Origin of the sequence: Actinomyces sp. HMSC08A09, from assembly GCF_001807465.1 — a bacterium.
GTDB lineage: Bacteria > Actinomycetota > Actinomycetes > Actinomycetales > Actinomycetaceae > Actinomyces > Actinomyces oris.
Map to the genome: position 1 here is coordinate 49,944 of NZ_KV789096.1, position 23,619 is coordinate 73,562.

Consider the following 23,619-nt stretch of genomic DNA (forward strand, 5'->3'; position numbering starts at 1 on the left):
AAGGAAGTCGCCCGTGACCTCTCCCGCGCCCTTCGTTGTCTCTGCCCACCACGTCGGCGACGATCCGGACTGGTGGCGCCGCGCCGTCGTCTACCAGGTCTACCCCCGTTCCTTCGCCGACTCCGACGGCGACGGGATCGGTGACATCCCCGGCCTGACCAGCCGCCTGGACCACCTCGACGAGCTGGGTGTCGACGTCGTGTGGCTCAGCCCCGTCTACCGCTCCCCTCAGGACGACAACGGCTACGACATCTCCGACTACCAGGACATCGACCCCCTCTTCGGATCCCTGGCCGACCTGGACGCCCTCATCGAGGGACTGCACTGTCGCGGCATGCGCCTGGTCATGGACCTCGTCGTCAACCACACCAGCGACGAGCACCCCTGGTTCGCCGCCAGTCGCTCCTCCAAGGACGACCCCAAGCGCGACTGGTACATCTGGCGGCCCGCCCGGCAGGTCGACGGGCTCGCCCCCGGGCAGCCGGGCACCGAGCCCACCAACTGGGGATCGGCCTTCTCCGGGTCGGCCTGGGCCTGGGACGAGGGCACCCAGGAGTTCTACCTGCACCTCTTCTCACCCAAGCAGCCCGACCTCAACTGGGAGAACCCGCAGGTGCGCCGCGCCGTCCACGAGATGATGACCTGGTGGCTGGACCGCGGCGTCGACGGCTTCCGCATGGACGTCATCAACCTCATCTCCAAGACCTACCCGATCACTGACGCGCCCCAGGGTGAGGGTGACCTCTACGGCAACGCCTTCGCCGCCGTCGCCAACGGCCCCCGCATCCATGAGTTCCTGCACGAGATGAACCAGCAGGTCCTCGCGCCGCGGCCCGGCCACGTCCTGACCGTCGGAGAGATGCCCGGGGCCACGAGCGCCGAGGCCGCCCTCTACACCGACCCTGCCCGAGGTGAGCTCGACATGGTCTTCCAGTTCGAGCACGTCAGCCTCACCGACGGGCCCGGCGGCAAGTTCGACCCCCAGCCCCTCGAGCTCGTCACCCTCAAGCAGAACCTGGCCCACTGGCAGGCCGCCCTCGCTCCCGACACGACCCCCACCGGTGCCGTGAGCGCGGAGAAGGGATGGAACTCCGCCTACTGGGACAACCACGACCAGCCCCGCGCCGTCTCCCGCTTCGGCGACGACGACCCCGCCTGGCGCGTCCGCTCGGCCAAGACCCTCGCCACGATCCTCCACACCCACCGCGGCACCCCCTACATCTACCAGGGCGAGGAGCTGGGCATGGCCAACACGGTCTTCCGCTCCATCGATGACTACCGGGACCTGGAGTCCGTCAACCACTTCCACGAGCGCGTGCGCGCCGGCGACGACCCGGCCGCCGTCCTGGCCGGCATCGCCCCCGTCTCCCGGGACAACGCCCGCACCCCCGTCCACTGGGACAGCAGCGAGAAGGCCGGGTTCACCACCGGCGAGCCCTGGATCGCCCTGGCCCCCGACCACGGCACCGTCAACGCCGCCGCCCAGGTGGGAGTACCTGGCAGCGTCTTCGAGCACTACCGCCAGCTCATCGCCCTGCGGCACGACGATGACGCCCTCGCCCTGGGCACCTTCCGGCTCCTGGCCGCCGACCACCCCACCGCCTGGGTCATCCTGCGCCAGTGGCGCGCCCCCGAGACGCAGGGCGGCGGCATCGAGCAGCTGCTGCTCATCGCCCAGTGCGCCCGCGAGGACCTGCCCCTGACCGGGCAGGGCGGCCTGCTGACGGCGCTCGCGGCCGAGGGCCTGCAGTTAGAGGAGTGGAGCGGGGTCGAGCAGGTGCTGCGCGCCGCCGACCCGGACGTCCAGCCCGGCTCTGCCCACGCGGGCCTGCCGGAGGCGCTACCGGGATGGGACTCGGTCCTGCTGCGCCGTCGGGCCTGAGGAGGTCGGGCGCGCTCTGTGCCTACCCGACGGCCCCAACTGGAATAGTGCTGGCCGGCCGGTCGTTGGCCTCGGTGGACACACCCGCGGATTTCGGAAGTAGGGGAGCACCATGGAGTTCAGCCAGGTCGTCGCCAATCGTCACTCGGTACGAGACTTCACCGACCAGCCCGTCTCCCGGGAGGATCTGGTCGACATTGTCCGCACCGCCCAGCAGGCGCCGTCGTGGGTGAACTCCCAGCCCTGGCGGGTCTATGCGGCCACGGGAGCCACGCTGGCCGGGATCAAGAAGCGCCATGCTGCGGACGTCGCTGCCGGCAGGAAGGGAAACGCTGACCTCCCGGTGAAGCCTCGTACAGAGCGGTCTGCGACCACCCAGGAGAACATGGCCGCGCTCGGAGAGCAGATCGGTGCGCAGCTGGGTGATGGCGTCCAGGAGTTCCAGGCATCGCAAGGACGGCTGTTCAACGCTCAGGCAGCCCTGTACGTGACGATCCCGGTCGAATCCACCCTGTGGTCCTTCCACGACCTCGGGGCCTTCTCCGCCATGCTCGTCCTGGCGGCTGCCGACAAGGGCCTTGGCGCCATTAACGCCTACGCCCTGGTCATGTACCCGGACGAGGTGCGCGAGGCCATGGGGATCGGAGCCGATGAGATCGTCGCGATCGGGATCGCGCTGGGCCATCCCGCAGACTCGGCGCTGGCGGCCTTCGCCCCCAGCCGCGTCGACGTCAACGAGATCCTCACGATCAAGGACTGAGCGCAGAGGGCTGCTTGCCTCGTCGGCCCAGGAGGAGGATGAGGGAAGCGGCCACGGCCGCGCCGGTGAGCAGGATCGCCGCGTTGAGCCACGAGATCTCGAAGTCGGGCAGGTTCTCGCTCTGGAGCTGGCCGATGAACAGTCCCAGCGCGTTTCCGCTGACGTGCAGGCCCAGGGCGAAGAACACCGACCGCAGCCGCACCACCGACCAGCCGGCGAGCAGCCCGAAGAGCACCTTGTGGAGGATCTGCCAGGCGTAGCCCTTGAGGCTGGTGTCGGAGGTCAGCCAGGTCGGCAGGTGCAGTGCGGTGAAGGACGCCGTCGTCATCAGCACAGCAGCCGTTGCCCCGAAGCGCTCGTGTATCGGTAAGAACAGGGTGCGCCTGAGGGTGATCTCCTCGGGGACCGCGTTGTAGACGACGCCGACTGTCAGGGCGAAGACCAGTGCGTGAAGCACCGTGGAGGCGGTGATCTCCGGCTTCCACAGCGGGCCGGTACCCGTCGGCCCCATCCAGGTGTGCAGGCCGCCGAAGGCGACTCCGCCCAGCGCGCCAGCGGCGAACAGGACGGTTCTGCTGCGGATGCCGCCGCCGGTCAACAGGTCGCGCCAGTCTCGGCCGGACAGTCCGAACCACAGGGCGAGCCCGCCGACGTGAAGGAGGACGAGCATGAGGATCCACGGCCCCTTCAGGAGCGCCAGGGCGGTGCCCAGCGCTGGGGACCCGGAGATCAGAACGAGCGACACGGCGACGATGCCGCCCGAGGTCGGCGGCCGCTCGGTGCCGTCACCGGCGCGCCACGTGCGGCGAGGAGATGCGGCATGGCGAGGCGGGGCGTTGTCGTGATGACGGCGCATGAGGCTCCGATAGGCAACATTATCTACTGACGCAGATATGTTAGTGCGATTAAATTAATGAAGCAAGAATCCTATTAGTTTAATTTGAGAATGTTGAATAAGTGACTTAAGTCTGAGCTTATGTGGACTGTCTACTTGTGTTACAGTTCCGATTAAGGGAGATTGAAAAGGGGGGTGGGGTGTGATTGTAGGCGGCTGCGATTTCCTGGTGCGGTGGTTGTATTGCTTGGAGAGGTGAATGTTATTTTGATGCAGACTTAAAGGTCGCTTCCTTTCGTGGTCGCGACTTCGATTCGTTGGGAACTGAATTGATGTCTTGTTGTGTTTGGGGTGCTGGTTTCTTGGTCATGTATTTTCAGCGATTAGATTTGAGGTGTGAGTAAGTGTTTAATGTCGAAGATGTGGCCGTCAATCACTATGTTGACTGGGATTGGCGCGCGGTACTCGCTGTGACGATCGTTGGGCTGGTGTTCGCGGGCTTTTCCTGCTGGCTTTCCTTTTATTTCAAACAAATATATTGGCCTACCTGGCTATCAATTTCTGCTCGTGTCCTCCCTCAGTATGTTGCAGTCCTCTGTGTGTGGCTGGGGGTTTCCAGGCTTGAGTCGGGACGATCGGCGTTTTGGGTGTATCTGCTTCTTGCTGCGCTCTTGTTGTGCGCGTTTTGGCGTTACTCCCTGGACGAGGATTCATGGTTGGCTCGTGGTATTGTATTTGGTGGGGCGCTTGTGTTGACTGCATTGGCGGCCTTGTCGGAGGTGCTTCGACGGGCGGCGGCCACTATTCCTATGTCAGTATCAAGCTTTATTTTTTTAATTCTTGCGGCCTTAGGTTTTATGATCGTGGCCGCTAATCGGCAATAAGGGTTATGGTGTCTATATTGTCTGTGGTTTGTGAAACACGCGAGTTAAATTGCCGAAGTAAGCTGGTGCGGTCAGCACTGTGGCGGCGAGGACGACGGCGAACAGGGCCACCAGCGTCCAGGCTCCGGCGCGGGCCAGCTCCCAGGTGAAGACGATCCCGAAGACGGGGGCCCTCTGAGTGGTGGCGAGGACGGCACCTGCCCCCGCCAGTGCCAGGACCGGCACGCTGGCCTCCACCCCGCAGGCGTGGAGCGCGATCGCCAGGGCGGCTCCGGCGCTCGAGCCCGCGGCCAGGGAGGGGGCCAGCCGGCCGCCGGTGGCGCCGGCGGCGAGCGTGAGACCGGTGAGGACCGGCTTGAGGGCCACGATGCCCACCAGCAGGACTAGGCCCGCTCCCGCAGCGCTGTTCGAGGCCCCGGGAAGGCCAGTACCCAGAGCCATCTCCATGGCGTCACGGCCATTGCCGACGATCGCCGGGACCCACAGGCTCGCCAGCCCGGTGACCAGTCCTGCCGTACCGATCGCCGCCGGCAGCCACCGGGGGACGCGCACCCGGTGCGCCAGCATCCACGACCACAGTCGCCTCGCCCCCACGCCGAGTACCGCGGCCACGGGAACGAGCAGGACCAGCCCGAGGACGGTCCCCGACGACAGACCCGGTGAGGTGACCTCGAAGGTGGGGCGCCCGTGGGAGTGCAGCCAGGAGACGAGCGTAGCGATGAGGCACACCGGCACCGCCACGAGGGCACCGCGCCGTCGCATCCCGGCGACCATGACGAGCTCGACGGCGTAGGCGGCCCCACCCAGCGGCGCGTTGTACATAGCCGCCAGCCCCGCCCCGGCGGCGGAGGCAATGAGGATCGCGCCCTCACTCCTGCCGATCCCCAGGCGGGCGGCAAGCCTGGCCGCCACCGCCCCGGCGGCCAGACGCGGAGCGCCCTCGCGGCCCACCGAATTGCCCGCACCGACCGTGAGGACCTGGGTGACGGCGTCGAGGAAGGGCCGCGCCAGCCCCATCCGGGCAGCCGCCTGACCGCTGCGGTCCGCGACGGCAGACTCCACGTCGGCCACCCCGCCGGTGGCGCGCAACCACCACCACAAGCCGCCTGCGACAAGGCCGCCCAGGGCCGGGGCGAGCGCGCGCCGCCAGGGTGGGGCGGCAGCCAGGCGTTCCAGGAGCCCGCCGTGGGAGACGCCGTAGAACAGTGACTCGAAGAGCCCCAGGAGCAGTGCCATCGCGACTCCGATGAGACCCGCGGCCACGCCCGCCACGGCGGCAGCCACCAGGAACCGGGGTCGTATCAGCGCGCGCACGCCAGGCACCATACCCGGCCGCTCGGCTCCCGGGGCCAGTGGGTCAGCTGGCCGCGTCGTCGACCGCCTCACCGAAGTCGGGCACGTCCTGAAGCGTCAGGGTCCCGATGTCCTGGCTGACCAGGCCCACGGCGGGGCGCAGGCCCAGCCACCACTGGTGACGGGGGCGACGGTGGTCGCGGTCGAGGTCGTCGTTCATACGGTCCAGCGGGTGGTCGGAGACCTTGCCCCGAACCAGTCCCACGTAGGAGGCCGTCGGCTCGCCGCGCTTGAGGGCGCAGGCCAGCAGCTCCAGGGAGTGGGCGACGAGCTTGGTCGCCATGATCCGGTCGAAGGCCGTGGGGCTGCCGCCCTGCTGCTGGTGACCCAGGATCGCCTCGCGCACGTCGTAGAGGCCCTTGCCCTCCTCGGCGAAGATGTGGGCCAGGACGTCGGTGGTGTAGTTGACACTGGCCCGCTCGTTGCGAATCACCAGGTAGAGGCTGCGTCCCGAGCGGAAGGACTCCACCATCCGCTCGGAGTCGGCGGCCAGGCCCGCCAGCGTGATGCCCTCCTCGTTGAGGTAGACCTTCTCCGCGCCGGTGGCCAGGCCCGACATCAGGGACAGGTAGCCGCACTTGCGGCCCATGACCTCGGCGACGAAGCAGCGGTGGGAGGCCGCCGCGGAAAGCTTGATGGAGTCCAGTGCCACCACCGCGTTGTTGAGAGCCGTGTCGGTGCCGATGCTCAGCTCGGAGCCGGGCAGGTTGTTGTCGATGGAGGCCGGCACGCACACGATCGGGATCTGGAAGGCAGGGTAGCGGTCCCGCTCGGTGACTAGGCGGTAGGCGCTCAGGTAGGCGTTGTAGCCGCCGATGACCAGCAGCGCGTCGATCTCATGGAGCTCAATGGCCCGCCCCAGCGCGTAGAGCTGCTCAATGGTGGGCACCTCGCGGCGCGTGCCCAGCTGGGCGCCGCCGTCACCGACCCAGCCCTCGACGTCGGCCCACGTCAGCTCGCGGACGTCGCCGTCGAGCAGGCCGGGGAAGCCGCCGTAGACGCCCAGCATCGTGAAGTCGTGGTCGATGCCCAGGCGCACGGCCGCGCGCGCCGCCGTGTTCATCCCCGGGGCCAGGCCGCCGGCGTGGATGATGGCGACCCGCTTGGGGCGGTCGGAGGCCGACGGCGTCGAGCCCGCGTCAGTGGCCGGCTCGGCGGGAGGCGTGGACATGGTTTCGAACAGCTCGAGCATCCTGCCGAAGCTCGCCCCGCGGGCCTGGATCGCCCCGAGGTAGTCGTGGGCGGCCACGAGATCCTTGACGGCGCGCGTAGCCGCGATCTGCTCCATCATCGGCAGGCGGTGGATGCGGTTGTGGCGCTCGGCGATGATGACCGGCTCGCTGCCCGGCTCCATGGACACCACCTCGCGGGCGGCAGCGCAGCCCAGCAGCGTGGACATCCAGCGGTCGTAGGCGCTGGGGCGGCCACCGCGCTGGACATGCCCCAGGATGGTGACGCGGGCGGCCTCACCCAGCTTGTCGGCGATGACCTGGCGGACGTCGTCGGCGGTGATGCGGTTGCCCTCGCGGTCGGTGGCGCCCTCGGCGACGATCACCATGGACTCGCGGCGCCCGGCCTCTCGGCCCGCCTTGAGCTTGGAGCACATGTCCTCCTCCCAGTCCTTGCCCGGGGGGAGCTCGGGGACCAGGACGTAGTCACAGCCCCCGGCCACAGCCGCCATAAGGGCCAGGTAGCCGCAGTGGCGGCCCATGACCTCCACGACGAAGGTGCGCTGGTGGGAGGCGGCCGTCGAGGAGATGTCGTCAATGGCCTCCAGGATGCGGTGGAGGGCGGAGTCGGTGCCGATAGTCATGTCGGCGCCCACCAGGTCGTTGTCGATGCTGCCCACCAGGCCGGTCACCATGAGGACGGGATGGGCGGCGGCCGTCTGCGCACTGATGTCACCGGTCTCGACGAGCTCCTCCAGCAGGGAGGGCCAGTTCTTGCGGAACTCGTTGGTGCCGGTCAGGGAGCCGTCGCCGCCGATGACCACGAGCCGGTCGATGCCGTGCTCCAGCAGGTTGCGGGCGGCCGCCAGCTGGCCTGCGCGCTCGCGGAACTCGGCTGAGCGGGCGGTGCCGATGATGGTGCCGCCGCGCTGGAGGATGGAGCCCACCGAGTCCCACTCCAGGGGGCGGATGCCGTCGCCTCCGGCCACGGCCCCGGCCCAGCCCTCCATGACCGCGTAGGGCCTGGCCCCCAGGCGGATGGCGGTGCGCACCACGGCCCGCACGGCCGCGTTCATGCCCTGGGCGTCACCGCCGGAGGTGAGGACCCCGATGCGCAGGGGCTCGCCGTCCAGGCCGAGCAGCGGGCCGGCCGACGAGCCGGTGGGGGAGGGGGCAGTGTCTGCGTTGTCTGAGGACATGGCGGCTGGCATGTGGGGTCCTTCCCTGGGGGCGCCGGTAGGCCTGGCTCCCGGCGTCGGCCGGGAGGACATCAGTCCATATTGTTGCTGGTGAGCGCCGCCACGTCATCCGCCTGTGGTCCCAGAAGCGTTTCCTTGCCGCGACATCCGCGCATTCGCCGGTTCCTGGTGAACCCCAGGAGGAGGGGAGCGATGTGTCCCCCTGCTGTGGGAGCAGGGGGACAGTAGGTCCACGGGCTAAGGAACTACCGGTCTCTGCGGGTGTGGAACCTGCGGGCCTCGGCGTCGAGGACGCGTTTGCGTCGTCGACCCCACCGCCTGCCGCTCCAGACGCCGAGCAGCACCGCGGCGCCGACCAGCGCACTCGTCGCTGTTAGTGCGGGCATGACCGTCTCCCTTCTCGAGCCTCCTCGTGTCAATTCATGATAATTCGCGTCGTGGCGGGCAGCTCAGGATCGGGAACGTACTCCGTGATCGGGGACTGCGTTGTCCCCCAGACGACTGGGGCCGGACCGCAGTCATCTGGAGGACAACGCAGTCCTCGTAGGAGAAGTACGTTCTCGACGGCGCTCGTGGGGAGAGACCGCGTGCCGCGATCCAGTAGTGGTTTGATCGGGGCTCTTACACGAGCGCTCTGGTGAGTGCCGCCGCGTTGGTCCTCAGATAGTGGACGTCACGCAGATAGACGGTGTCGTGGCCGTCGTCGAGATGGGACTGGAATGCAGCGTCGCCCTGCGCCGCCTGAGAACGCATGTACCGGACCAGATCGAGCAGCCGTCGGCACACGGCCTCGATGACCTCAGACCGATTCACCTCCCCGTACTCGTCGCAGAACAGCCGAGCCCGCCGAGCCTGCTCGGCCAGAGAGCCGAATCCGGCGGCGTTCTCTGGTGCGGTCAGTGGGGCAAAGCGATAGATCGCGTAGGCGACGTCGCGGACGCGAGGACCTGGGTGCGCGGTGTCGAAGTCGATGATGCCAACCAGCCTGCTCCCGTCGAACACACAGTTGTACGGCGCGAAGTCCCCATGGCAGATGACCTCGTAAGGCTCAACTGCCTCCAGCATCCAGCCATCCAGCACCTCGGTCGCCAAGTCGCTGGTCACCTCGTGCAGTAAGCGCAGCGCCCGGGCCGCTGAGATGAGCGCCTCGTCGCTGCGCAGAGCCGCGGGCAGGGGGTAGTTTCCGGCCCGACCCTCCATGAATTCCAGGACCTGCCGGCCGTCGTCGGACAGGCCCACAAAACGCGGGGAGTACCTGAACCCCCTGCGCTCCAGCACGGTGAGCAGCCACTCAACATTGGTGCTGCCCTGGCGCCGAGCGCGAAGGACTCTGCCGCCCACCTTGGTGACCTCGGTCGACCCACCCTGAAGGTCCTCGGGAATCTCGATCATGACACCTGCCTCCTCTCATCATCCTAGGCGGGTCGACGGCGGTCGTGGCCGGTGGAGGCCCCGGTGCGCACGCCCCGCCGTGAGACGCTGCGACCACGCTGTGTGAGACGCCGCCGCTTCGCGCCCGTGTCCGCCCTCCCAACCGGCCACTGGGACGTTAGGCTCATCACTGGTGCCTGCCCGGCCGACGTCGGCCCGCGCCCGCAAGCCATCCACATGCCCCGAGAGGATCAGCTGCATGGATCTGTACGAATACCAGGCCAGGAACCTGTTCCGCCAGCACGGCGTCCCCGTGCTCGACGGCGCCGTGGCCACAACCCCCGAGGAGGCGCGCAGCGCCGCGCAGTCCCTCCTCGACGCGGGAAGCGAGCTGGTGGTCGTCAAGGCCCAGGTCAAGACCGGCGGCCGCGGCAAGGCCGGCGGCGTCAAGCTCGCCCGCACCGCTGAGGAGGCCGAGGCCCGCGCCCGCGACATCCTGGGCATGGACATCAAGGGCCACACGGTGCGCGCCGTCCTCATCTCCGACGGCGTCGACCTGGACGCCGAGTACTACTTCTCCATCCTCCTGGACCGCGCCGAGCGCCAGTACCTGGCGATGTGCTCGCGCGAGGGCGGCATGGACATCGAGACCCTCGCGGTCGAGCGCCCCGAGGCCCTGGCCCGCATCGGCATCGACCCGCTCGAGGGCATCACCCCCGCCGTCGCCCACCGGATCGTCGAGGCCGCGGGCTTCGAAGCCGGCCCCCTGGCCGACGAGGTCGCCGCCGTCATCGAACGCCTCTGGGAGGTCTTCACCGCCGAGGACGCCACTCTCGTGGAGGTCAACCCCCTGGTCAAGGCCACCGACGGCCGCATCATCGCCCTGGACGGCAAGGTCACCCTCGACGACAACTCCCGCTTCCGCCACCCCGCCCACGCCGAGCTCGTCGACAACGCCGCCACCGACCCCCTGGAGGCCCGCGCCCGCGAGGCCGGCCTCAACTACGTGCGCCTCGAGGGCGAGGTCGGGGTCCTGGGCAACGGCGCCGGCCTGGTCATGTCCACCCTCGACGTCGTCGCCGGTGCCGGCGAGCGCCACGGCGGCATGAAGCCCGCCAACTTCCTCGACCTGGGAGGCGGCTCATCGGCCGAGGTCATGGCCACCGGCCTGGAGGTCGTCGCCTCCGACCCCCAGGTGCGCGCCATCCTCGTCAACGTCTTCGGCGGCATCACCTCCTGCGACACCGTCGCCCAGGGCATCGTGACCGCCGTCGAGTCCCTGGGCGGGTTGCCCAAGCCCGTCGTCGTGCGCCTGGACGGCAATAACGCCGACACCGGTCGCGCCATCCTGGCCGACGCCGCCATCGAGGGCGTCACCGTCGTCGACACCATGGACGGGGCCGCCGACGTCGTCACCGCCATCGCCGAGAAGATCAGCGGCCGGCCCGCTGGCAAGGAGGCCTGAGACATGAGCATCTTCCTGACTGAGACCGACCGCGTCATCGTCCAGGGCATGACCGGTTCCGAGGGCCGCAAGCACACCACCCGCATGCTCTCGGCCGGCACGAAGGTCGTCGCCGGTGTCAACCCCCGCAAGGCCGGCACCACCGTCGCCTTCGACGTCGCCCCCATCGGCCCCGGCGCCGGCGAGGTCCAGGCCGGAACCGTTGAGGTCCCCGTCTACGGCACCGTCGCCGAGGCCAAGGAGGCCACCGGCGCCGAGGTGAGCGTCGTCTTCGTCCCGCCCGCCTTCGCCAAGGGTGCCGTTGTCGAGGCCGTCGACGCCGGAGTGCGCCTCCTCGTCGTCATCACCGAGGGCATCCCGGTCGCCGACGCCACCTGGATGCGCGCCTACGCGGCCGACCACGGCGTGCAGATCATCGGCCCCAACTGCCCCGGCATCATCTCCCCGGCCCGCTCCAACGTGGGCATCACCCCGCCCGACATCACCGGCCCCGGCCCCCTGGGACTGGTCTCCAAGTCCGGGACCCTCACCTACCAGCTCATGCACGAGCTGTCCGACCTGGGCTTCACCACCTGCATCGGCATCGGTGGGGACCCGGTGGTCGGCACCACCCACATCGACGCCCTGGCCGCCTTCGAGGCCGACCCCGACACCCGCCTGGTCGTCATGATCGGTGAGATCGGGGGCGACGCCGAGGAGCGGGCCGCCGCCTACATCCGCGAGCACATGACCAAGCCGGTCGTCGCCTACGTCGCCGGCTTCACCGCACCCGAGGGCCGCACGATGGGGCACGCCGGCGCCATCGTCTCCGGCTCCTCGGGCACCGCCGAGGCCAAGAAGATCGCGCTGGAGGCCGCCGGCGTCCGGGTTGGGCGCACCCCCAGCCAGACCGCTGAGATCGCCCGCGAGCTCTACCGTCAGCTGGCCGGAGAGGTGAGCGCTTGAGCCTGGCGCGGCAGCGAGCCACCAGCCTGGCGTCCTGGGCCCTGTGGTCCCTGCGCGTGGGGGTCGAGTCGGTCGGCCTGGTCTGGCTGGTGGTGGTGCTGGCGACGATCGCCGTGTCCAAGGCGGCCGCCAGCCTCAACGCCGCGGCCATCCTCAGCGCAGGCGACGCCCTGCACACCGGGACCGCCCTGTGGAGCCTCGGCTTCGGGGGCTCGACCGCGCTGACCTCCGAGGACGACGGCGTGCTCAGCCTGCCGCTGCTGGGACTCACCCTGGTGCAGGCGGGTTGGACCTGGTTCTGCGTGCGGCGCGCCCACCCCTCCCGGCCGGCGGCCGGGGCGGCCATCGTCGCCGCCGCGACCGTCGTGGCGGCCCTGGCCTGCCTCACCGGCCCCGCCGGGCTGGACACCTGGCCCGCCGTCATCGGCATCGCCCTGCTCACCGGCGTCATCGTCGCCATTCAGCTCATGCGCGCCGGCCACCACTGGCCGCCCCTGACCCGCTGGTGGGACCGCCGACCCCATTGGCTGGGGCCGTCCCTGTCACTGGCCTACGGGGCCACGCGAGCCCTGAGCCTGCTGAGCCTGCTGGTGGTGGTCGCGGCTGTTGTCAACGGCGCCGGCCGGGTCTCGGTCCTGCACGACTCCCTGGCCGGGGACGGCTTCGTCGCGATGGCCGGCCTCATCCTGCTTCAGGCCGGCTGGGTGCCGACCCTGCTCATCTGGGCCTGCTCCTGGCTCATCGGCGCCGGCTTCTCCGTGGGCACGGGCACCGTCTTCGCCCCCGACCGGGTCGTGGCCGGCCCCGTCCCGCGCCTGCCGCTGCTGGGGCTGGTGCCGTCGACGCCGCTGAGCAGCGTGGGCCTGTGGCTGCCCCTGGTGGTGACGGCCGGCGCCATGGTGGCCGCCTGGCGCCGTCGGACGGTGCTCAACGCCCTGCGGGTGCGCTACGCCCTCAGCGCCGCCGGTCTGGCCGCCCTCCTCGTGGCCGTCGGCGTGGGCCTGTTGTGCCTGGCCGCCTCCGGATCCGTGGGCCCGGACCGGATGAGCAGCGTCGGCCCACTGGTCCTCTACACCGTCATCCTCGTCTTCGTCGAGGTCGGTGTCGGACTGGCGGCCATGGCCGTCCTGGCCCACCCCTACACGCGTACCTGGGCTCGCAACACCCTGCCCGAGTCGGTCCTGCCGGCGGCCTACCGGCGCCAGGACGCGCGCAACGATGCCGTTGACGAGGCGGACGATGCGGACGACGACGAGGTGGACGGCGAGGCCTGAGCCCGCAGGTCAGCGCGCCGCGGTGCCCGCGCCGCTCAGGGCGCTGACAGCCGCGTCCACGCCGTCGACGAGCTCGGGCGTCACCGCCAGGAGCGCGGTCCCTGCCCGGTAGGTCATCCCGGGGATGGGGGTGTAGAGGACGTTCGCCTCCAAGAGGGCGCGTCCCTCCTTGATGTCCCGCCACAGCTCAGGATTCTCCCGGAAGAACCGCGCGACGCGCTCGTCGCGGGCCAGGTGCTCCAGGACGTTGTCGGCCGACTTGTGCGCCGCCCGCCCCGGCAGCCTGCGGGGAGGAATGTCGGTCTCGTCGTCGTCATCAATAGTGGGGGCCGCCCCCTGGTACTCGACGACGACCAGCTGGTTCCCTGCCGGGGACAGCGCCAGGGCGTGGACGGGGCTGTCCACCGGCCGCTGGTCGATGGCCTCACCCCGGAAGTCGTCGGTGATCCGATAGCCCTCCAGGATGGCGAACTGCTCGCCGTTGCCGGTGTTGAGGCGGCGGGTCAGCTCCAGGATCTCGGCCTGCTGCTCCGACACTGAGGCGGCCAGGTCGCGCATCTGCCCGACCACTTGGGAGTCGGCCCCGGAGGCGGCCAGCTCGGCGACGGTCTCGTCGATCCGGCTGGGCTCCAGGGCATCGACGCCGGTCACGCCCAGGGACTCGGCGAGCTCGCGAAGGCGCGCGATGTCGGCCTCGACCGCCACCTGCCGCTTGGTGCGCGCCGTGAACAGCGCCTGGCTCTCGGAGAAGCTCTCGGCGTTCCGGATTCGCCGGTTGACGGAGAGCTCGGCGGCCAGGTCGGTTCCGCCCCCGGCGGGACTGGCGCTCAGGGCCGAGCGCGGCATGTAGGTCATCGCGAAGTCCAGCAGCGCCAGGCACGCCTGCCCCGGTGTGAGCGTGAGCAGATGACTGACGAGGCTGCTCGACGACGGCGCCGTGCTGATGCGGCGCCCCGGGGCCCCCAGTGTCAGGACGAGGGACAAGATCATGGCCACCGCCGCCAGCGCACCGATCGCGTAGAGGAGCCCCTGTGTGCCGTTCAACCCGCTCCACCACTGGGAGAACAGGCGCGGCAGGGCGGAGAGGAACAGGTCGTCCTCGGTCTCCTTGAGCTCGGGGGCCAGCTGCCAGACGGTGCGCACCTCGTACATGCAGCACAGGAGGAACAGCACGACGCTGACCACCAGGATCCCCAGGCGGAAGCCCTGGCGGGCATTGGGCTCAGCGCCCGGCGTCGTGGCCTCCATGGCGTCGGCCCGCACGCCGCGCACCTGCTCGGCTGTGGCCCGTCCCGCCCGCATGGCGTACAGACGCCCCTGGCGCAGGTCCCCGTAGGCGCCCCAGGTGACGGCCAGGTCACCCCAGGTGAAGTTCGCCAGGGCCACCACCGAGACGATGAGGGCGCGCACGAAGGGCGGCGCCTCGGTGAGATTGGGGTAGCGGGGAGCCGGCGCACCGGCCACCGTCCAGCCGTGCACACCCGCGTAGGCGCGGCGGTGGGCGTCCAGGAGCAGGCAGGCGGCCATGAGGATGACGGACAGGGGGATGGCGCTCAGGCCTCCGCCGTTGACCCTCCACAGGAACATGAGCAGTGCCGGGAAGCCGCCGCCGGAGTCGCTCTGGCCGAGCTGCTGGGCGATCCTGGCGATGTAGGTGGCGTGGTCGCTGACCGACTGCAGGATGACCACCGCCGGCAGGATCCAGGCCACGATCCGCAGCCACACGAGGTTCTTGGCCCCTTCGAAGGCCGGGGAGTCCTTGAGGCGCCACAGCGTGATCGCCAGCGCCACCGCCATCGTGATGTTCGCGGTGCTCACCTGGTTGCTGACGGCCAGGACATTGCTGTTCTCCTGGGTCATCGACCCCGAGGTCCACGGGTTGAAGGAGAAGGGCAGGCGCCCGTTGCCCAGGACCGAGGAGAGCAGGCTGCTCTCCTCAAGGGCCCGAATGCCGTCGTTGAGGGCCGTCAGGCCCGCTCCGGCCGCGAAACCCAGCAGGGCCCAGTCGGAGGCCGCCAGGCGGCGCATCCGCCCCGGCGACAGGAAGACCACAAGCACCAGGGGCACCAGCGGGCTGAGAACCTCCAGGGCAATGGTCAGGGCGATACTCATCCCGTTGCCCATGACGGACAGGCCTGCGCGGGTACGCACCGAGCTCATGATGGCGGCCACGACGAGCGACCAGGCGGCGCCGACACCGTACATGAGCAAGACAGAGCGCCAGCTGATGGTGCGTGTGCGTGCCAGGAGGGCCACCACCATGAGGCACACGGCCATGAAGGCCGCCGGCACGGCGGCGTAGGCCAGCCTCGGCACCATCACCAGGGCAGCGATGAGCAACGGGATCATCAGGGCGTAGGCTCCGCGCACCACCAGGTTCAGGGCACTGGACAATCCCGGATGGCGGCTCCACCAGCGCCGGTAGGCGGAGGCGGCCTCCTGCCACTGCTCCGGGGGAGTCCTCCGATATACCGGTGTTGCTGCGATGTTGATGGGCGCAGTCATGCTGTGGACTGTATGCGGTCCCTCAAGCCGCCCGCAAGGAAACAGGCCGTTCGGTCGGGTGATTCGCCGGGAGCGACATGGAAAACGTCAGGTCAGGCAGGAGCGGTGGCCCTATCCGGTGCCGTCGTGGCCGCCACCCGATAGGATGAGGCCGGCTGCGACTGGCGAGGGTGGGGCACCACCGGGGAGTGGCCGAGGCCGTCCATGAAGGGGACGTCGCCCGCCTGGGCGTCCTGCTTCCTCACGCCACACCAGGAGCGCCATGTCCACGTCCCCGTCGTCCCAGTCCTCGCAGCCCACGAACCAGGCGGTCCCCACCGCTCACGTCCCCACCGAGGGCCTCGTCAGCCCCGACCGCGTCCCCGTGCGCCGCGCCCTCATCTCCGTCTATGAAAAGACCGGCCTCCTCCCGCTCGCCCACGCCCTGGCCGACGCCGGTGTCGAGATCGTCTCCACCGGCTCCACCGCCGCCACCATCGCCGCCGCGGGCCTGGCCGTCACCCCGGTGGAGGAGGTCACCGGCTTCCCCGAGTGCCTCGAGGGGCGGGTCAAGACCCTCCACCCGGCCGTCCACGCCGGCATCCTCGCCGACCGCCGCAAGCCCGACCACCTCGACCAGCTGGCCACCCTGGGGGTGACCCCCATCGACCTGGTTGTCGTCAACCTCTACCCCTTCACCGACACCGTCGCCTCCGGTGCCCCCTTCGACGCCTGCGTCGAGCAGATCGACATCGGCGGCCCCACCATGGTGCGCGCCGCCGCCAAGAACCACCCCGCTGTCGCCGTGGTCACCAGCCCAGGCCGCTACGAGGACGTCGCGGCCGCCGTGCGAGAAGGCGGCTTCACCCTGGCCGGCCGCCGCCGCCTGGCCGCCGAGGCCTTCGCCCACACCGCCGCCTACGACGCGGCCGTGTCGACCTGGATGGCCGCCCAGATCGAGGCCGATGACGTCGCCCACGCCACGGACTCCGCCGACGCCGCTGGGGTCGAAGCCAGCGGTCCGGCCGCGCCGCCGGCCTACGTCGGCGTCGGCTACGAGCGCCTGGCGAGCCTGCGCTACGGGGAGAACCCCCACCAGCGGGCCGCCGTCTACCGTATCGCCGGGGCGAGCGGGGGAGTGGCCGGGGCCCGCCAGCTCCACGGCAAGGCCATGAGCTACAACAACTACACCGACACCGACGCAGCCGTGCGCGCCGCCTACGACCACGGCCAGGCCGTCACGGTCGCCGTCGTCAAGCACGCCAACCCCTGCGGCATCGCGGTCTCGGCCGCCGGCGACGTCGCCGAGGCCCACCGCAAGGCCCACGCCTGCGACCCGGTCTCGGCCTACGGCGGCGTCATCGCCACCAACACGGTCGTCACCGCCGAGATGGCCCGTCAGATCAAGCCGATCTTCACTGAGGTCGTCGCCGCCCCCGCCTTCGACGACGAGGCCGTGGAGATCCTGTCCACCAAGAAGAACCTGCGCCTGCTCCTCGTCGAGGCCCCCCAGCGCGAGGGCTACGAGATCAAGCAGGTCTCGGGAGGCGCCGTCATCCAGGAGCGTGACGTCCTGGACGCCGCCGGCGACGACCCCTCAACCTGGACCCTGGCCGCGGGGCCGGCCGCCGACGAGGCCCTCCTGGCCGATCTGGTCTTCGCCTGGCGCTCGGTGCGTGCCGTGCGCTCCAACGCGGTCCTCCTGGCCCATGACGGCGCCACCGTCGGTGTGGGCATGGGGCAGGTCAACCGCGTCGACTCCTGCAAGCTGGCCGTCGAGCGGGCCAACACCCTGGGGGCCCGCTCCACCGGCGACGCCGCACTCGACGGCTCCCAGCAGGAGAAGGGGGCTGTGGGTGGGGCCGACGCCGCCGATGTCCTGGCAGGAGCGGCCGCACCACAGCGCGCCCGCGGGGCCGTGGCCGCCTCCGACGCCTTCTTCCCCTTCGCCGACGGCCTCCAGGTCCTCATCGACGCCGGGGTCCGCGCCGTCGTCCAGCCGGGCGGCTCCATCCGTGACCAGGAGGTCATCGACGCCGCCCAGGCCGCCGGCGTCACCATGTACCTCACCGGCACCCGCCACTTCTCCCACTGATCTCCCACTGGGGCGCCTGCGCCGCCTGGTGCCCGGCTCCTCGCGCCGGGCACCAGGCGGGCGTGCCAGTCGGAGAAAGGTCATAGACCCGCACCCCACGCGCCGATAGGCTCCTGCCCGTGACTCATGACCCGCATCCCCAGCAGGCCGAGCACAAGGAGCCCTACCGCACCATCTGTGTTGTCCTCGTTGCCCTCGGCCTGGCGGCTGTCCCAGCCATCGCCTTGCTGGGGCACCGCCGCATCGCCGTCCTGTGGGCGGCCGCCGGGATCCTCATGCTGGCCATCGTCCGGATCCAGCGCCCCGACGGCACCTGGCTGGCGGCGCGCAGCCGCCTGTTCGACGTCGTCCTCGGCATCGGCCTGGCCGCTGTCCTGCTGCTCCTGTCGCCTTACGTCAACCTGCCCCGCATCCTGTGAGCGGGGAGCACTCTGTGCCCTCCGCGTGAGTTCTCACGGCGACGCTGTGCGCCGCCCCGTGTGATCTGTGCCTTGGGAGTGCTCATTCTTCGGTCCGGTGCGGCGCCGTGACCAAGCGGTATGGCACGCTGGCCCCAGTCAAGACGTCTTGTCACTTCGTTTCACACCCTGAAGGTCCCTCCATGTCAAGCAATCCCTCAGCCTCGCCATCGCTGGCCCATCGTCTCAGCCACAGCATCCTGACCTGGGTCATTGGCGCGATCCTGCTGGCCCTGCTCCTGGGGTCGATCCGCTTCGGGGGCCACCCGCTCGTTCCCAAGCCCGTCGGCAACGTCTTCGCGACCTTCTCCGACCTGTTCAGCCAGTTCCTCAGCTTCTCCATCCCGCTCATCATCATCGGCCTGGTGACCCCCGCCATCGCCGATTTGGGACGTGGGGCCGGCAAGTGGCTCGGGATCACCACGGCCCTGGCCTACGCCTCGACCCTCTTCGCCGGCTTCCTCACCTTCGTGGTGTGCGCTGCCACCTTCCCCCGGCTGCTCGCCGGAACCTCTCTGGCCGACGTCTCCAAGCCGGAAGGTGCTTTGAGTAGCTACTTCACGGTGGAGATGCCGCCGGCCGTCGAGGTCATGACCGCCCTGCTGCTGTCCTTCGTCCTGGGCATCGGCCTGTCCATGGTGCCCCGGGGCGTGCTGCGCAAGGGATTCATCGAGTTCCGAGCCATCATCACCCGCCTCATCGAGCGGCTCATCATCCCGCTGCTGCCGCTGCACATCTTCGGCATCTTCCTCAACCTCACCTACACCGGGGCGGCCGGGGCGGTGATGAAGGCGCTTCTGCGCGTCGTCGTCGTGGTCCTCATCCTCGAGGTCGTCATCCTGGGCATCCAGTTCCTCACCGCGGGACTCATCGGCCGTCGCAACCCGCTCAAGGCACTACTCACCATGCTCCCGGCCTACCTGACGGCTCTGGGAACCTCCTCGTCGGCGGCCACGATCCCGGTCACCCTGCGTCAGACGAAGAAGAACGGCGTCTCCGACGCGGTGGCCTCCTTCACCATCCCCCTGTGCGCCACGATCCACCTGGCGGGGTCGACCTCGAAGATCTTCTCCTTCGCCTTCGCGATCGTCCTCACCCAGGACCTGCACGTGAGCACCACCCAGTGGATCGGCTTCATCTTCATGCTCGGCATCACGATGGTGGCCGCGCCGGGTGTCCCCGGGGGCGCTATCATGGCGGCCACCGGTCTGCTGTCCTCCATGCTCGGCTTCAACGACCAGCAGGTGGCCCTCATGATCGCCACCTACATCGCCCTGGACTCCTTCGGCACGGCCACGAACGTCACCGGTGACGGCGCCATCGCCATCATCGTGGACCGTATGGCCGGCGGCTCCGTCAACGACGAGGGCGACCCTGAGAACGTTCGCGAGCTCTCCTTCGACGGGATGGCCTACCTCCACGCGGTCAGCGTCGAGGGGGTCGTCAGTCCCGAGGAGCTCGAGGCCTCGGCCGCGGCCACCCGCTCAGGCGAGTAGAACCGGGGCAGCGCAGTCAGCCGATCGGGCGCCGGGAGTCAATCGACTCCCGGCGCCCGATCAGTATCTCGGCCTGAGACCCGACTGAAACCGCGTGAATCCGCGTAGGCTTGCCGCGCTCTCAGCGACCTCGGCCGATCAGTGTGCGCAGCGGGCCGGGCTCGTCCAGGAGCTTGGCCGGCGGCCCCGTCTGCACGATCGTCCCCGCATCCATCACGACGACGTGGTCGGCCTGCTCGGACCACTGCAAGCGGTGAGTGATCTCGATGATCGTCGCCTGCGGAAGATAGGTGCGCACCCCGATGCGCACCCGCTCATCCAGGTCAGGATCCAGGTGGGAGGTGAACTCATCGAGGATGAGCACCCCGGGACGGGCCAGGAGTGCGCGGGCCAGTGCCAGGCGCTGGCGCTGGCCCCCGGACAGGGACTGGCCTCGCTCACCCACGAGGGTGTCGTAACCGTCCTCAAGGGCCTCGATGTCCTCATCGATGCAGGCCGCTCGGCACGCCCGGCGCACCTGGGCGTCCGTGGCCGAGGGCGCCGCCAGGCGCACGTTGTCCGCAATGGTGGCCCGCATGAGGTGAACCCGCTGATCCACCAGGCCGATCTCCTGGTAGAGGCTGACGGCACGCAGATCACTCACGTTCTGACCGTCGATGAGGATGCGGCCCGAGTCCGGCTCATCGAAGCGCACCACCAGCTGGGCCAGTGTGGACTTCCCCGATCCGGAGGCCCCCACGATGCAGGTCCACCGTCCGGCCCTGGCCCTGATGCTGGCGCCGCGGACGGCCTGAGCGGCGGTGTTGGGGTAGGAGTAGGTGACGTCCTGCCACAGGACCTCGTGGGAGATACCGGGGGTCAGCTCCTCATCGCCGTCGCGCACCTCCACGGGGGCGTTGACGACCTCCCACACTCTCTCAGCCGAGGCGAAGGAGGCATTGAGCGCGCTCGAGAGCTCCTCGACACCACGGATGGTCTCAGACAGCCGCAGCACCGCAGCGGCCGCGGCCGCCAGGAGGGGGACGCCCGCGCCCGAGCCGGTCGCCGGCAGCGTCGCACCCGCGGCAACGACGGCGATCGGCGCGCTCAGACCCGCCAGCTGGTTGAGGCCTCGCCTCACGGCGGCCCACTGCCCGGTTGGCCGCGCGGCACCGGCGATCTCGGCGTCGATCCTGGCCATCTCATCGAGACGCTCCTGGCTGCGCCCGTACCCGACAACTTCGCTCATGCCCTGAACGGTGTCGGTCACGTGCTGGGTGAGTTCCGCCCGCGCCGCCGAGACCGAGCGGGAGGCATCCACTGAGGCGGCGAACCCCAGGCGGGGCACGATGAGCAGCTGGAGCACCACGAAGGGGAACGCCGCCAGGGCCACCAGCCAGGACACCTTCAGGCCGATGAGCGTGAGCACCGCGATCGGTACGACGACGGCACAGACCGCCGGAGCGAAGGTATGGGCGAAGAAGACCTCGATCCGGTCCACGTCCTTGGTGGCCCGCGACAGCAGGTCGCCCGAGCGTGACGTCGCACTGACCCTGGGGGAGCGGGGAATGAGGGAGCGGAAGATCTGGCTGCGCAGCAGCTCGAGGGCCTTGAAGGCCACCAGGTGGCCGAGGAACTGCTCGACGTAGCGCAGGGCCGCCTTGAGTAGGGACAGCCCCGCCATGACGGCCAGCACCGGCCAGATGGCGGGCACCGGTGCGTCCGTCGTCATCGCCAGACCTGCCCGGGCCACGGCGTAGGCGCCCAAGGAGAACAGGGCCACGCCGCACAGCATGTCAGTGATACGGCACAGGGTGGAGCCCAGCAGCGGTGAGAGGACCGGGCGGGTGACCTGAAGCAGCCAGCGCACCAGCATCGCGCGGGAGACAGGCGCCTGCGTGGAGGAATCGGCCCGGCCGGTCCCGCTGCGCTGTCCTGAGCCGCTGGTTGCCCGCGAGCGGGGCGCCGAGGACCGTCTCGACTGGATCGATCGGATCATGCCTGCTCCTCCTGGTGATCCCCGTCGGTGGCCTCGGAGGAGGACCCGTCGGCCTCGGTGGATTCCTGAGTGGGCGCCGCGCCGGCGGATCTGGGCATCCCGGCTCCACCCACCTCGCGGACCGTCCCGCCCTCAACCCTCACCGTCCGGTCAGCCGCCGTCAGCGCCCCGACGCGATGGGAGATGGTGACGACCGTGCGGCCCTGGGCCAGCTGCTCGAGGGATTCCACGATGGCGGCCTCGCTGGCCAGGTCCACCTGGCTGGTGGGCTCATCCAGGAGCAGCACGGGGCGGTCGGCCAGGAAGGCGCGCGCCAGGGACAGGCGCTGGGCCTGACCGCCCGACAGCCCCAGGCCGGCCTCGCCGACCTGCGTCTCCAGCCCCTCGGGCATGAGCGCCACCTCCTTGTCCAGGCGGGCCACCTCCAGGGCCTGCCACATCTGCGACGGCGTCGCGTAGGGCTGGGCCAGGCGTAGGTTGTCGGCGATCGTCCCGGTGAACAGCCAGGTCGTCTGTGCCACCAGCGCGGAGGCCGAGCGCACCTCGTCCTGCGTGGCGGCGCTCAGCTCGGTGCCCTCGACGCGGACGGATCCGCCCCTGGGCAGCAGGTTGCCGGCGAGCACTGCCATGAGCGTCGACTTGCCCGCCCCCGAGGGGCCGACCACCGCCAGGCTCTCGCCGCGGCGCACGCTCAGGTTGACGCCCTCCAGCACCGGGTCGGCGTCCCAGGCCGCCTCGACGTCGTCGAGCACGATGGAGGACTGAGCGGCAGCCGGCGAGGAGGCCGCGGCCCCGGGACGAGCGGTCGAGCGGGGCAGGGGCCGCGACAGGATCCTGCGGATGGCGCGCTGGTTGGCCATTCCGGCCATGCCCACGTAGAAGAAGGCGCCCACGTGGTCCAGCGGCTCGAGGAGCACGTAGGAGGTCAGGACGATCGCCAAGGCGTCACTGACGTCGATGGCGCCGGTGGACAGACGCACCAGGGCCAGACCGGCGGCAACGGTGATGAGGAAGAGCGAGAACAGGCCGTCGGTGAGCAGGATGACGAGCTGGTTGCCCGCCAGCAGCCCCATGACGGCGCGTCGGTTCGACTCCCCCTCCAGGCGCAGGCGCGCACTGGTGCGCTCCGCGGCCCGGGCCAGGGTGAGGGTGCGCAGTCCCTGGATCGCGTCGAGGTACTCGGCGGCCAGGCGCATCCGCGCCCGTCGGGAGTCCGACGACGAGGCCCGCAGCCGCGAGTGGCACCAGGCGATGAAGGCCGGGACCACGATGACGGCCGCCGCCAGGACCAGGGCGGGAACGACGTCGACGAAGGCGGCCAGCTCGATGAGCACCAGCAGGGGAGCCGCCGCGGCCGCCAGTGTGGGGGCCAGGAAGGTCTGCCGGTAGAGGGCCACCCGCTCTGCGCCGTCGGTCAGCAGGGAGGCGGTCGCACCGCTGCGGACGTCGGCGGCGCGTGCCGGGCCCAGCCCCAGCAGGTGAGCCAGGGTGAGGCGGCGCAGGTGCGCCTCCTCGGTGAGCGCACTGAAACGGGCGACCCGCTGGGCCACCAGCTGGCAGGTGGCGCTCACGGCGGCCGCGGCCAGGGCCTGGGCGAGCAGGCCCGCCGCTGACGAGGAGCTCAGCAGGGCGCCCAGGGCGCGTCCGGTGCAGATGAGGCACCACCCGGCTCCCAGGGCGCCCAGGAGCGTCAGAGCGAAGGAGAGGGCGCCTGCGCGACGCCCGGCCGGTGAGGAGACCGTGGGGCGGGGCGGGGAGCCGCGGCGCAGTGGCGCGAGGATGGGCGCGGGGGATCGGCGTGAGCTCATCACGGTCCTGGAAACGAGAAATGGGCTGGGGGAGGCCTCCAGCGTATCGACCAGGACGGGAGGTTGTCAGGGGCGGTGAGTATCTCGCTGGAATCACGGGCTACCAGGAGGAATCCCACCTCCATGGCTACGGGAAGTGGTGAGAGTCACGAAATACGGTGGA

17 protein-coding genes are annotated in these 23,619 nt (G+C 70.0%); 9 read left to right on the forward strand and 8 right to left on the reverse strand.

Translation table 11 applies throughout. The features are described 5' to 3' along the window. Nucleotides 1-13: 13 nt before the first annotated feature. Entirely contained in the window at nucleotides 14-1,882 is a 1,869-nt protein-coding gene (locus HMPREF3165_RS03890) for an alpha-glucosidase (protein ID WP_070510960.1), read from the forward strand. A 112-nt stretch (nucleotides 1,883-1,994) separates the two neighbouring features. Beyond that, nucleotides 1,995-2,642 (forward strand): nitroreductase, encoded by a 648-nt coding sequence (locus tag HMPREF3165_RS03895; protein ID WP_070510962.1) that lies wholly within the window; start codon nucleotides 1,995-1,997, stop codon nucleotides 2,640-2,642. Here HMPREF3165_RS03895 and HMPREF3165_RS03900 read toward each other — a convergent pair. Next, a complete protein-coding gene (locus tag HMPREF3165_RS03900; RefSeq protein WP_070510964.1) occupies nucleotides 2,632-3,498 on the reverse strand; it encodes a CPBP family intramembrane glutamic endopeptidase in 867 nt (288 codons plus the stop codon). The two genes, HMPREF3165_RS03895 and HMPREF3165_RS03900, sit on opposite strands and share 11 nt — an antisense overlap. A 383-nt stretch (nucleotides 3,499-3,881) precedes the next feature. Here HMPREF3165_RS03900 and HMPREF3165_RS13200 point away from each other — a divergent pair, with 383 nt between their 5' ends. Next, nucleotides 3,882-4,361, forward strand: coding sequence for a hypothetical protein (locus HMPREF3165_RS13200; protein ID WP_141745005.1), 480 nt, complete (start codon nucleotides 3,882-3,884; stop codon nucleotides 4,359-4,361). A 12-nt stretch (nucleotides 4,362-4,373) separates the two neighbouring features. On the opposite strand, the gene HMPREF3165_RS03905 is transcribed toward HMPREF3165_RS13200, so the two are convergent. The 4 genes from HMPREF3165_RS03905 to HMPREF3165_RS03915 form a co-directional block, all read right to left on the reverse strand. After that, on the reverse strand, nucleotides 4,374-5,675 hold the full coding sequence (locus HMPREF3165_RS03905; RefSeq protein ID WP_070510966.1) for a chloride channel protein: 1,302 nt from the start codon (nucleotides 5,673-5,675) through the stop codon (nucleotides 4,374-4,376). Nucleotides 5,676-5,718: 43 nt separating this feature from the next. Further along, on the reverse strand, nucleotides 5,719-8,094 hold the full coding sequence (locus HMPREF3165_RS03910) for a 6-phosphofructokinase (RefSeq protein WP_176746993.1): 2,376 nt from the start codon (nucleotides 8,092-8,094) through the stop codon (nucleotides 5,719-5,721). A gap of 233 nt (nucleotides 8,095-8,327) precedes the next feature. Continuing rightward, nucleotides 8,328-8,468 (reverse strand): hypothetical protein, encoded by a 141-nt coding sequence (locus HMPREF3165_RS13420; RefSeq protein ID WP_170198613.1) that lies wholly within the window; start codon nucleotides 8,466-8,468, stop codon nucleotides 8,328-8,330. Nucleotides 8,469-8,703: 235 nt separating this feature from the next. Beyond that, nucleotides 8,704-9,474: a phosphotransferase gene (locus HMPREF3165_RS03915; protein ID WP_070510968.1), complete on the reverse strand. Its 771-nt coding sequence runs from the start codon at nucleotides 9,472-9,474 to the stop codon at nucleotides 8,704-8,706. 238 nt (nucleotides 9,475-9,712) lie between these two features. Between HMPREF3165_RS03915 and sucC the strand changes: the two genes are divergently transcribed. Genes sucC through HMPREF3165_RS03930 form a run of 3 tightly spaced genes read left to right on the forward strand, consistent with a single transcriptional unit; the run spans nucleotide 9,713 to nucleotide 13,137 of the window. Further along, nucleotides 9,713-10,918, forward strand: coding sequence for an ADP-forming succinate--CoA ligase subunit beta (gene sucC, locus HMPREF3165_RS03920; protein WP_065362203.1), 1,206 nt, complete (start codon nucleotides 9,713-9,715; stop codon nucleotides 10,916-10,918). A 3-nt stretch (nucleotides 10,919-10,921) separates the two neighbouring features. Beyond that, nucleotides 10,922-11,863 (forward strand): succinate--CoA ligase subunit alpha, encoded by a 942-nt coding sequence (gene sucD / locus HMPREF3165_RS03925; protein WP_009747943.1) that lies wholly within the window; start codon nucleotides 10,922-10,924, stop codon nucleotides 11,861-11,863. Beyond that, nucleotides 11,860-13,137, forward strand: a complete 1,278-nt coding sequence (locus HMPREF3165_RS03930) for a cell division protein PerM (protein ID WP_070510970.1) — start codon at nucleotides 11,860-11,862, stop codon at nucleotides 13,135-13,137. The genes sucD and HMPREF3165_RS03930 overlap by 4 nt, the downstream gene beginning before the upstream one ends. A 9-nt stretch (nucleotides 13,138-13,146) precedes the next feature. Here the strand turns inward: HMPREF3165_RS03930 and HMPREF3165_RS03935 are convergent, their stop codons facing one another. Then, entirely contained in the window at nucleotides 13,147-15,642 is a 2,496-nt protein-coding gene (locus HMPREF3165_RS03935) for a hypothetical protein (RefSeq protein ID WP_070510972.1), read from the reverse strand. Nucleotides 15,643-15,904: 262 nt separating this feature from the next. On the opposite strand from HMPREF3165_RS03935, the gene purH reads away from it, so the two are divergent. The 3 genes from purH (at nucleotide 15,905) to HMPREF3165_RS03950 (ending at nucleotide 19,670) form a co-directional block, all read left to right on the forward strand. Then, a complete protein-coding gene (gene purH / locus HMPREF3165_RS03940) occupies nucleotides 15,905-17,716 on the forward strand; it encodes a bifunctional phosphoribosylaminoimidazolecarboxamide formyltransferase/IMP cyclohydrolase (protein ID WP_070510974.1) in 1,812 nt (603 codons plus the stop codon). A 119-nt stretch (nucleotides 17,717-17,835) separates the two neighbouring features. Then, nucleotides 17,836-18,135 (forward strand): DUF3017 domain-containing protein, encoded by a 300-nt coding sequence (locus HMPREF3165_RS03945; RefSeq protein WP_070510976.1) that lies wholly within the window; start codon nucleotides 17,836-17,838, stop codon nucleotides 18,133-18,135. 182 nt (nucleotides 18,136-18,317) lie between these two features. Then, nucleotides 18,318-19,670 (forward strand): dicarboxylate/amino acid:cation symporter, encoded by a 1,353-nt coding sequence (locus tag HMPREF3165_RS03950; protein WP_070510977.1) that lies wholly within the window; start codon nucleotides 18,318-18,320, stop codon nucleotides 19,668-19,670. Nucleotides 19,671-19,791: 121 nt separating this feature from the next. On the opposite strand, the gene HMPREF3165_RS03955 is transcribed toward HMPREF3165_RS03950, so the two are convergent. Both HMPREF3165_RS03955 and HMPREF3165_RS03960 read right to left on the reverse strand, forming a co-directional pair. Further along, nucleotides 19,792-21,648, reverse strand: a complete 1,857-nt coding sequence (locus HMPREF3165_RS03955) for an amino acid ABC transporter ATP-binding/permease protein (protein ID WP_070510979.1) — start codon at nucleotides 21,646-21,648, stop codon at nucleotides 19,792-19,794. Beyond that, complete coding sequence (locus tag HMPREF3165_RS03960; protein ID WP_070510981.1) at nucleotides 21,645-23,456, reverse strand: ABC transporter ATP-binding protein/permease; 1,812 nt, start codon at nucleotides 23,454-23,456, stop codon at nucleotides 21,645-21,647. Before HMPREF3165_RS03960 ends, HMPREF3165_RS03955 begins: the two co-directional genes overlap by 4 nt. Between the last annotated feature and the right edge of the window lie 163 nt (nucleotides 23,457-23,619).

What these genes read in the sequence shown, in the direction of transcription:
- HMPREF3165_RS03955 (WP_070510979.1), bottom strand. Translation starts at nt 21,648, where the DNA reads ATGATCCGATCGATCCAGTCGAGACGGTCCTCGGCGCCCCGCTCGCGG.
- purH (WP_070510974.1), top strand. Translation starts at nt 15,905, where the DNA reads ATGTCCACGTCCCCGTCGTCCCAGTCCTCGCAGCCCACGAACCAGGCG.
- HMPREF3165_RS03900 (WP_070510964.1), bottom strand. Translation starts at nt 3,498, where the DNA reads ATGCGCCGTCATCACGACAACGCCCCGCCTCGCCATGCCGCATCTCCT.
- HMPREF3165_RS03910 (WP_176746993.1), bottom strand. Translation starts at nt 8,094, where the DNA reads ATGCCAGCCGCCATGTCCTCAGACAACGCAGACACTGCCCCCTCCCCC.
- HMPREF3165_RS03935 (WP_070510972.1), bottom strand. Translation starts at nt 15,642, where the DNA reads ATGACTGCGCCCATCAACATCGCAGCAACACCGGTATATCGGAGGACT.
- HMPREF3165_RS03895 (WP_070510962.1), top strand. Translation starts at nt 1,995, where the DNA reads ATGGAGTTCAGCCAGGTCGTCGCCAATCGTCACTCGGTACGAGACTTC.
- HMPREF3165_RS13420 (WP_170198613.1), bottom strand. Translation starts at nt 8,468, where the DNA reads ATGCCCGCACTAACAGCGACGAGTGCGCTGGTCGGCGCCGCGGTGCTG.
- sucC (WP_065362203.1), top strand. Translation starts at nt 9,713, where the DNA reads ATGGATCTGTACGAATACCAGGCCAGGAACCTGTTCCGCCAGCACGGC.
- HMPREF3165_RS03950 (WP_070510977.1), top strand. Translation starts at nt 18,318, where the DNA reads ATGTCAAGCAATCCCTCAGCCTCGCCATCGCTGGCCCATCGTCTCAGC.
- HMPREF3165_RS03960 (WP_070510981.1), bottom strand. Translation starts at nt 23,456, where the DNA reads ATGAGCTCACGCCGATCCCCCGCGCCCATCCTCGCGCCACTGCGCCGC.
- HMPREF3165_RS03915 (WP_070510968.1), bottom strand. Translation starts at nt 9,474, where the DNA reads ATGATCGAGATTCCCGAGGACCTTCAGGGTGGGTCGACCGAGGTCACC.
- sucD (WP_009747943.1), top strand. Translation starts at nt 10,922, where the DNA reads ATGAGCATCTTCCTGACTGAGACCGACCGCGTCATCGTCCAGGGCATG.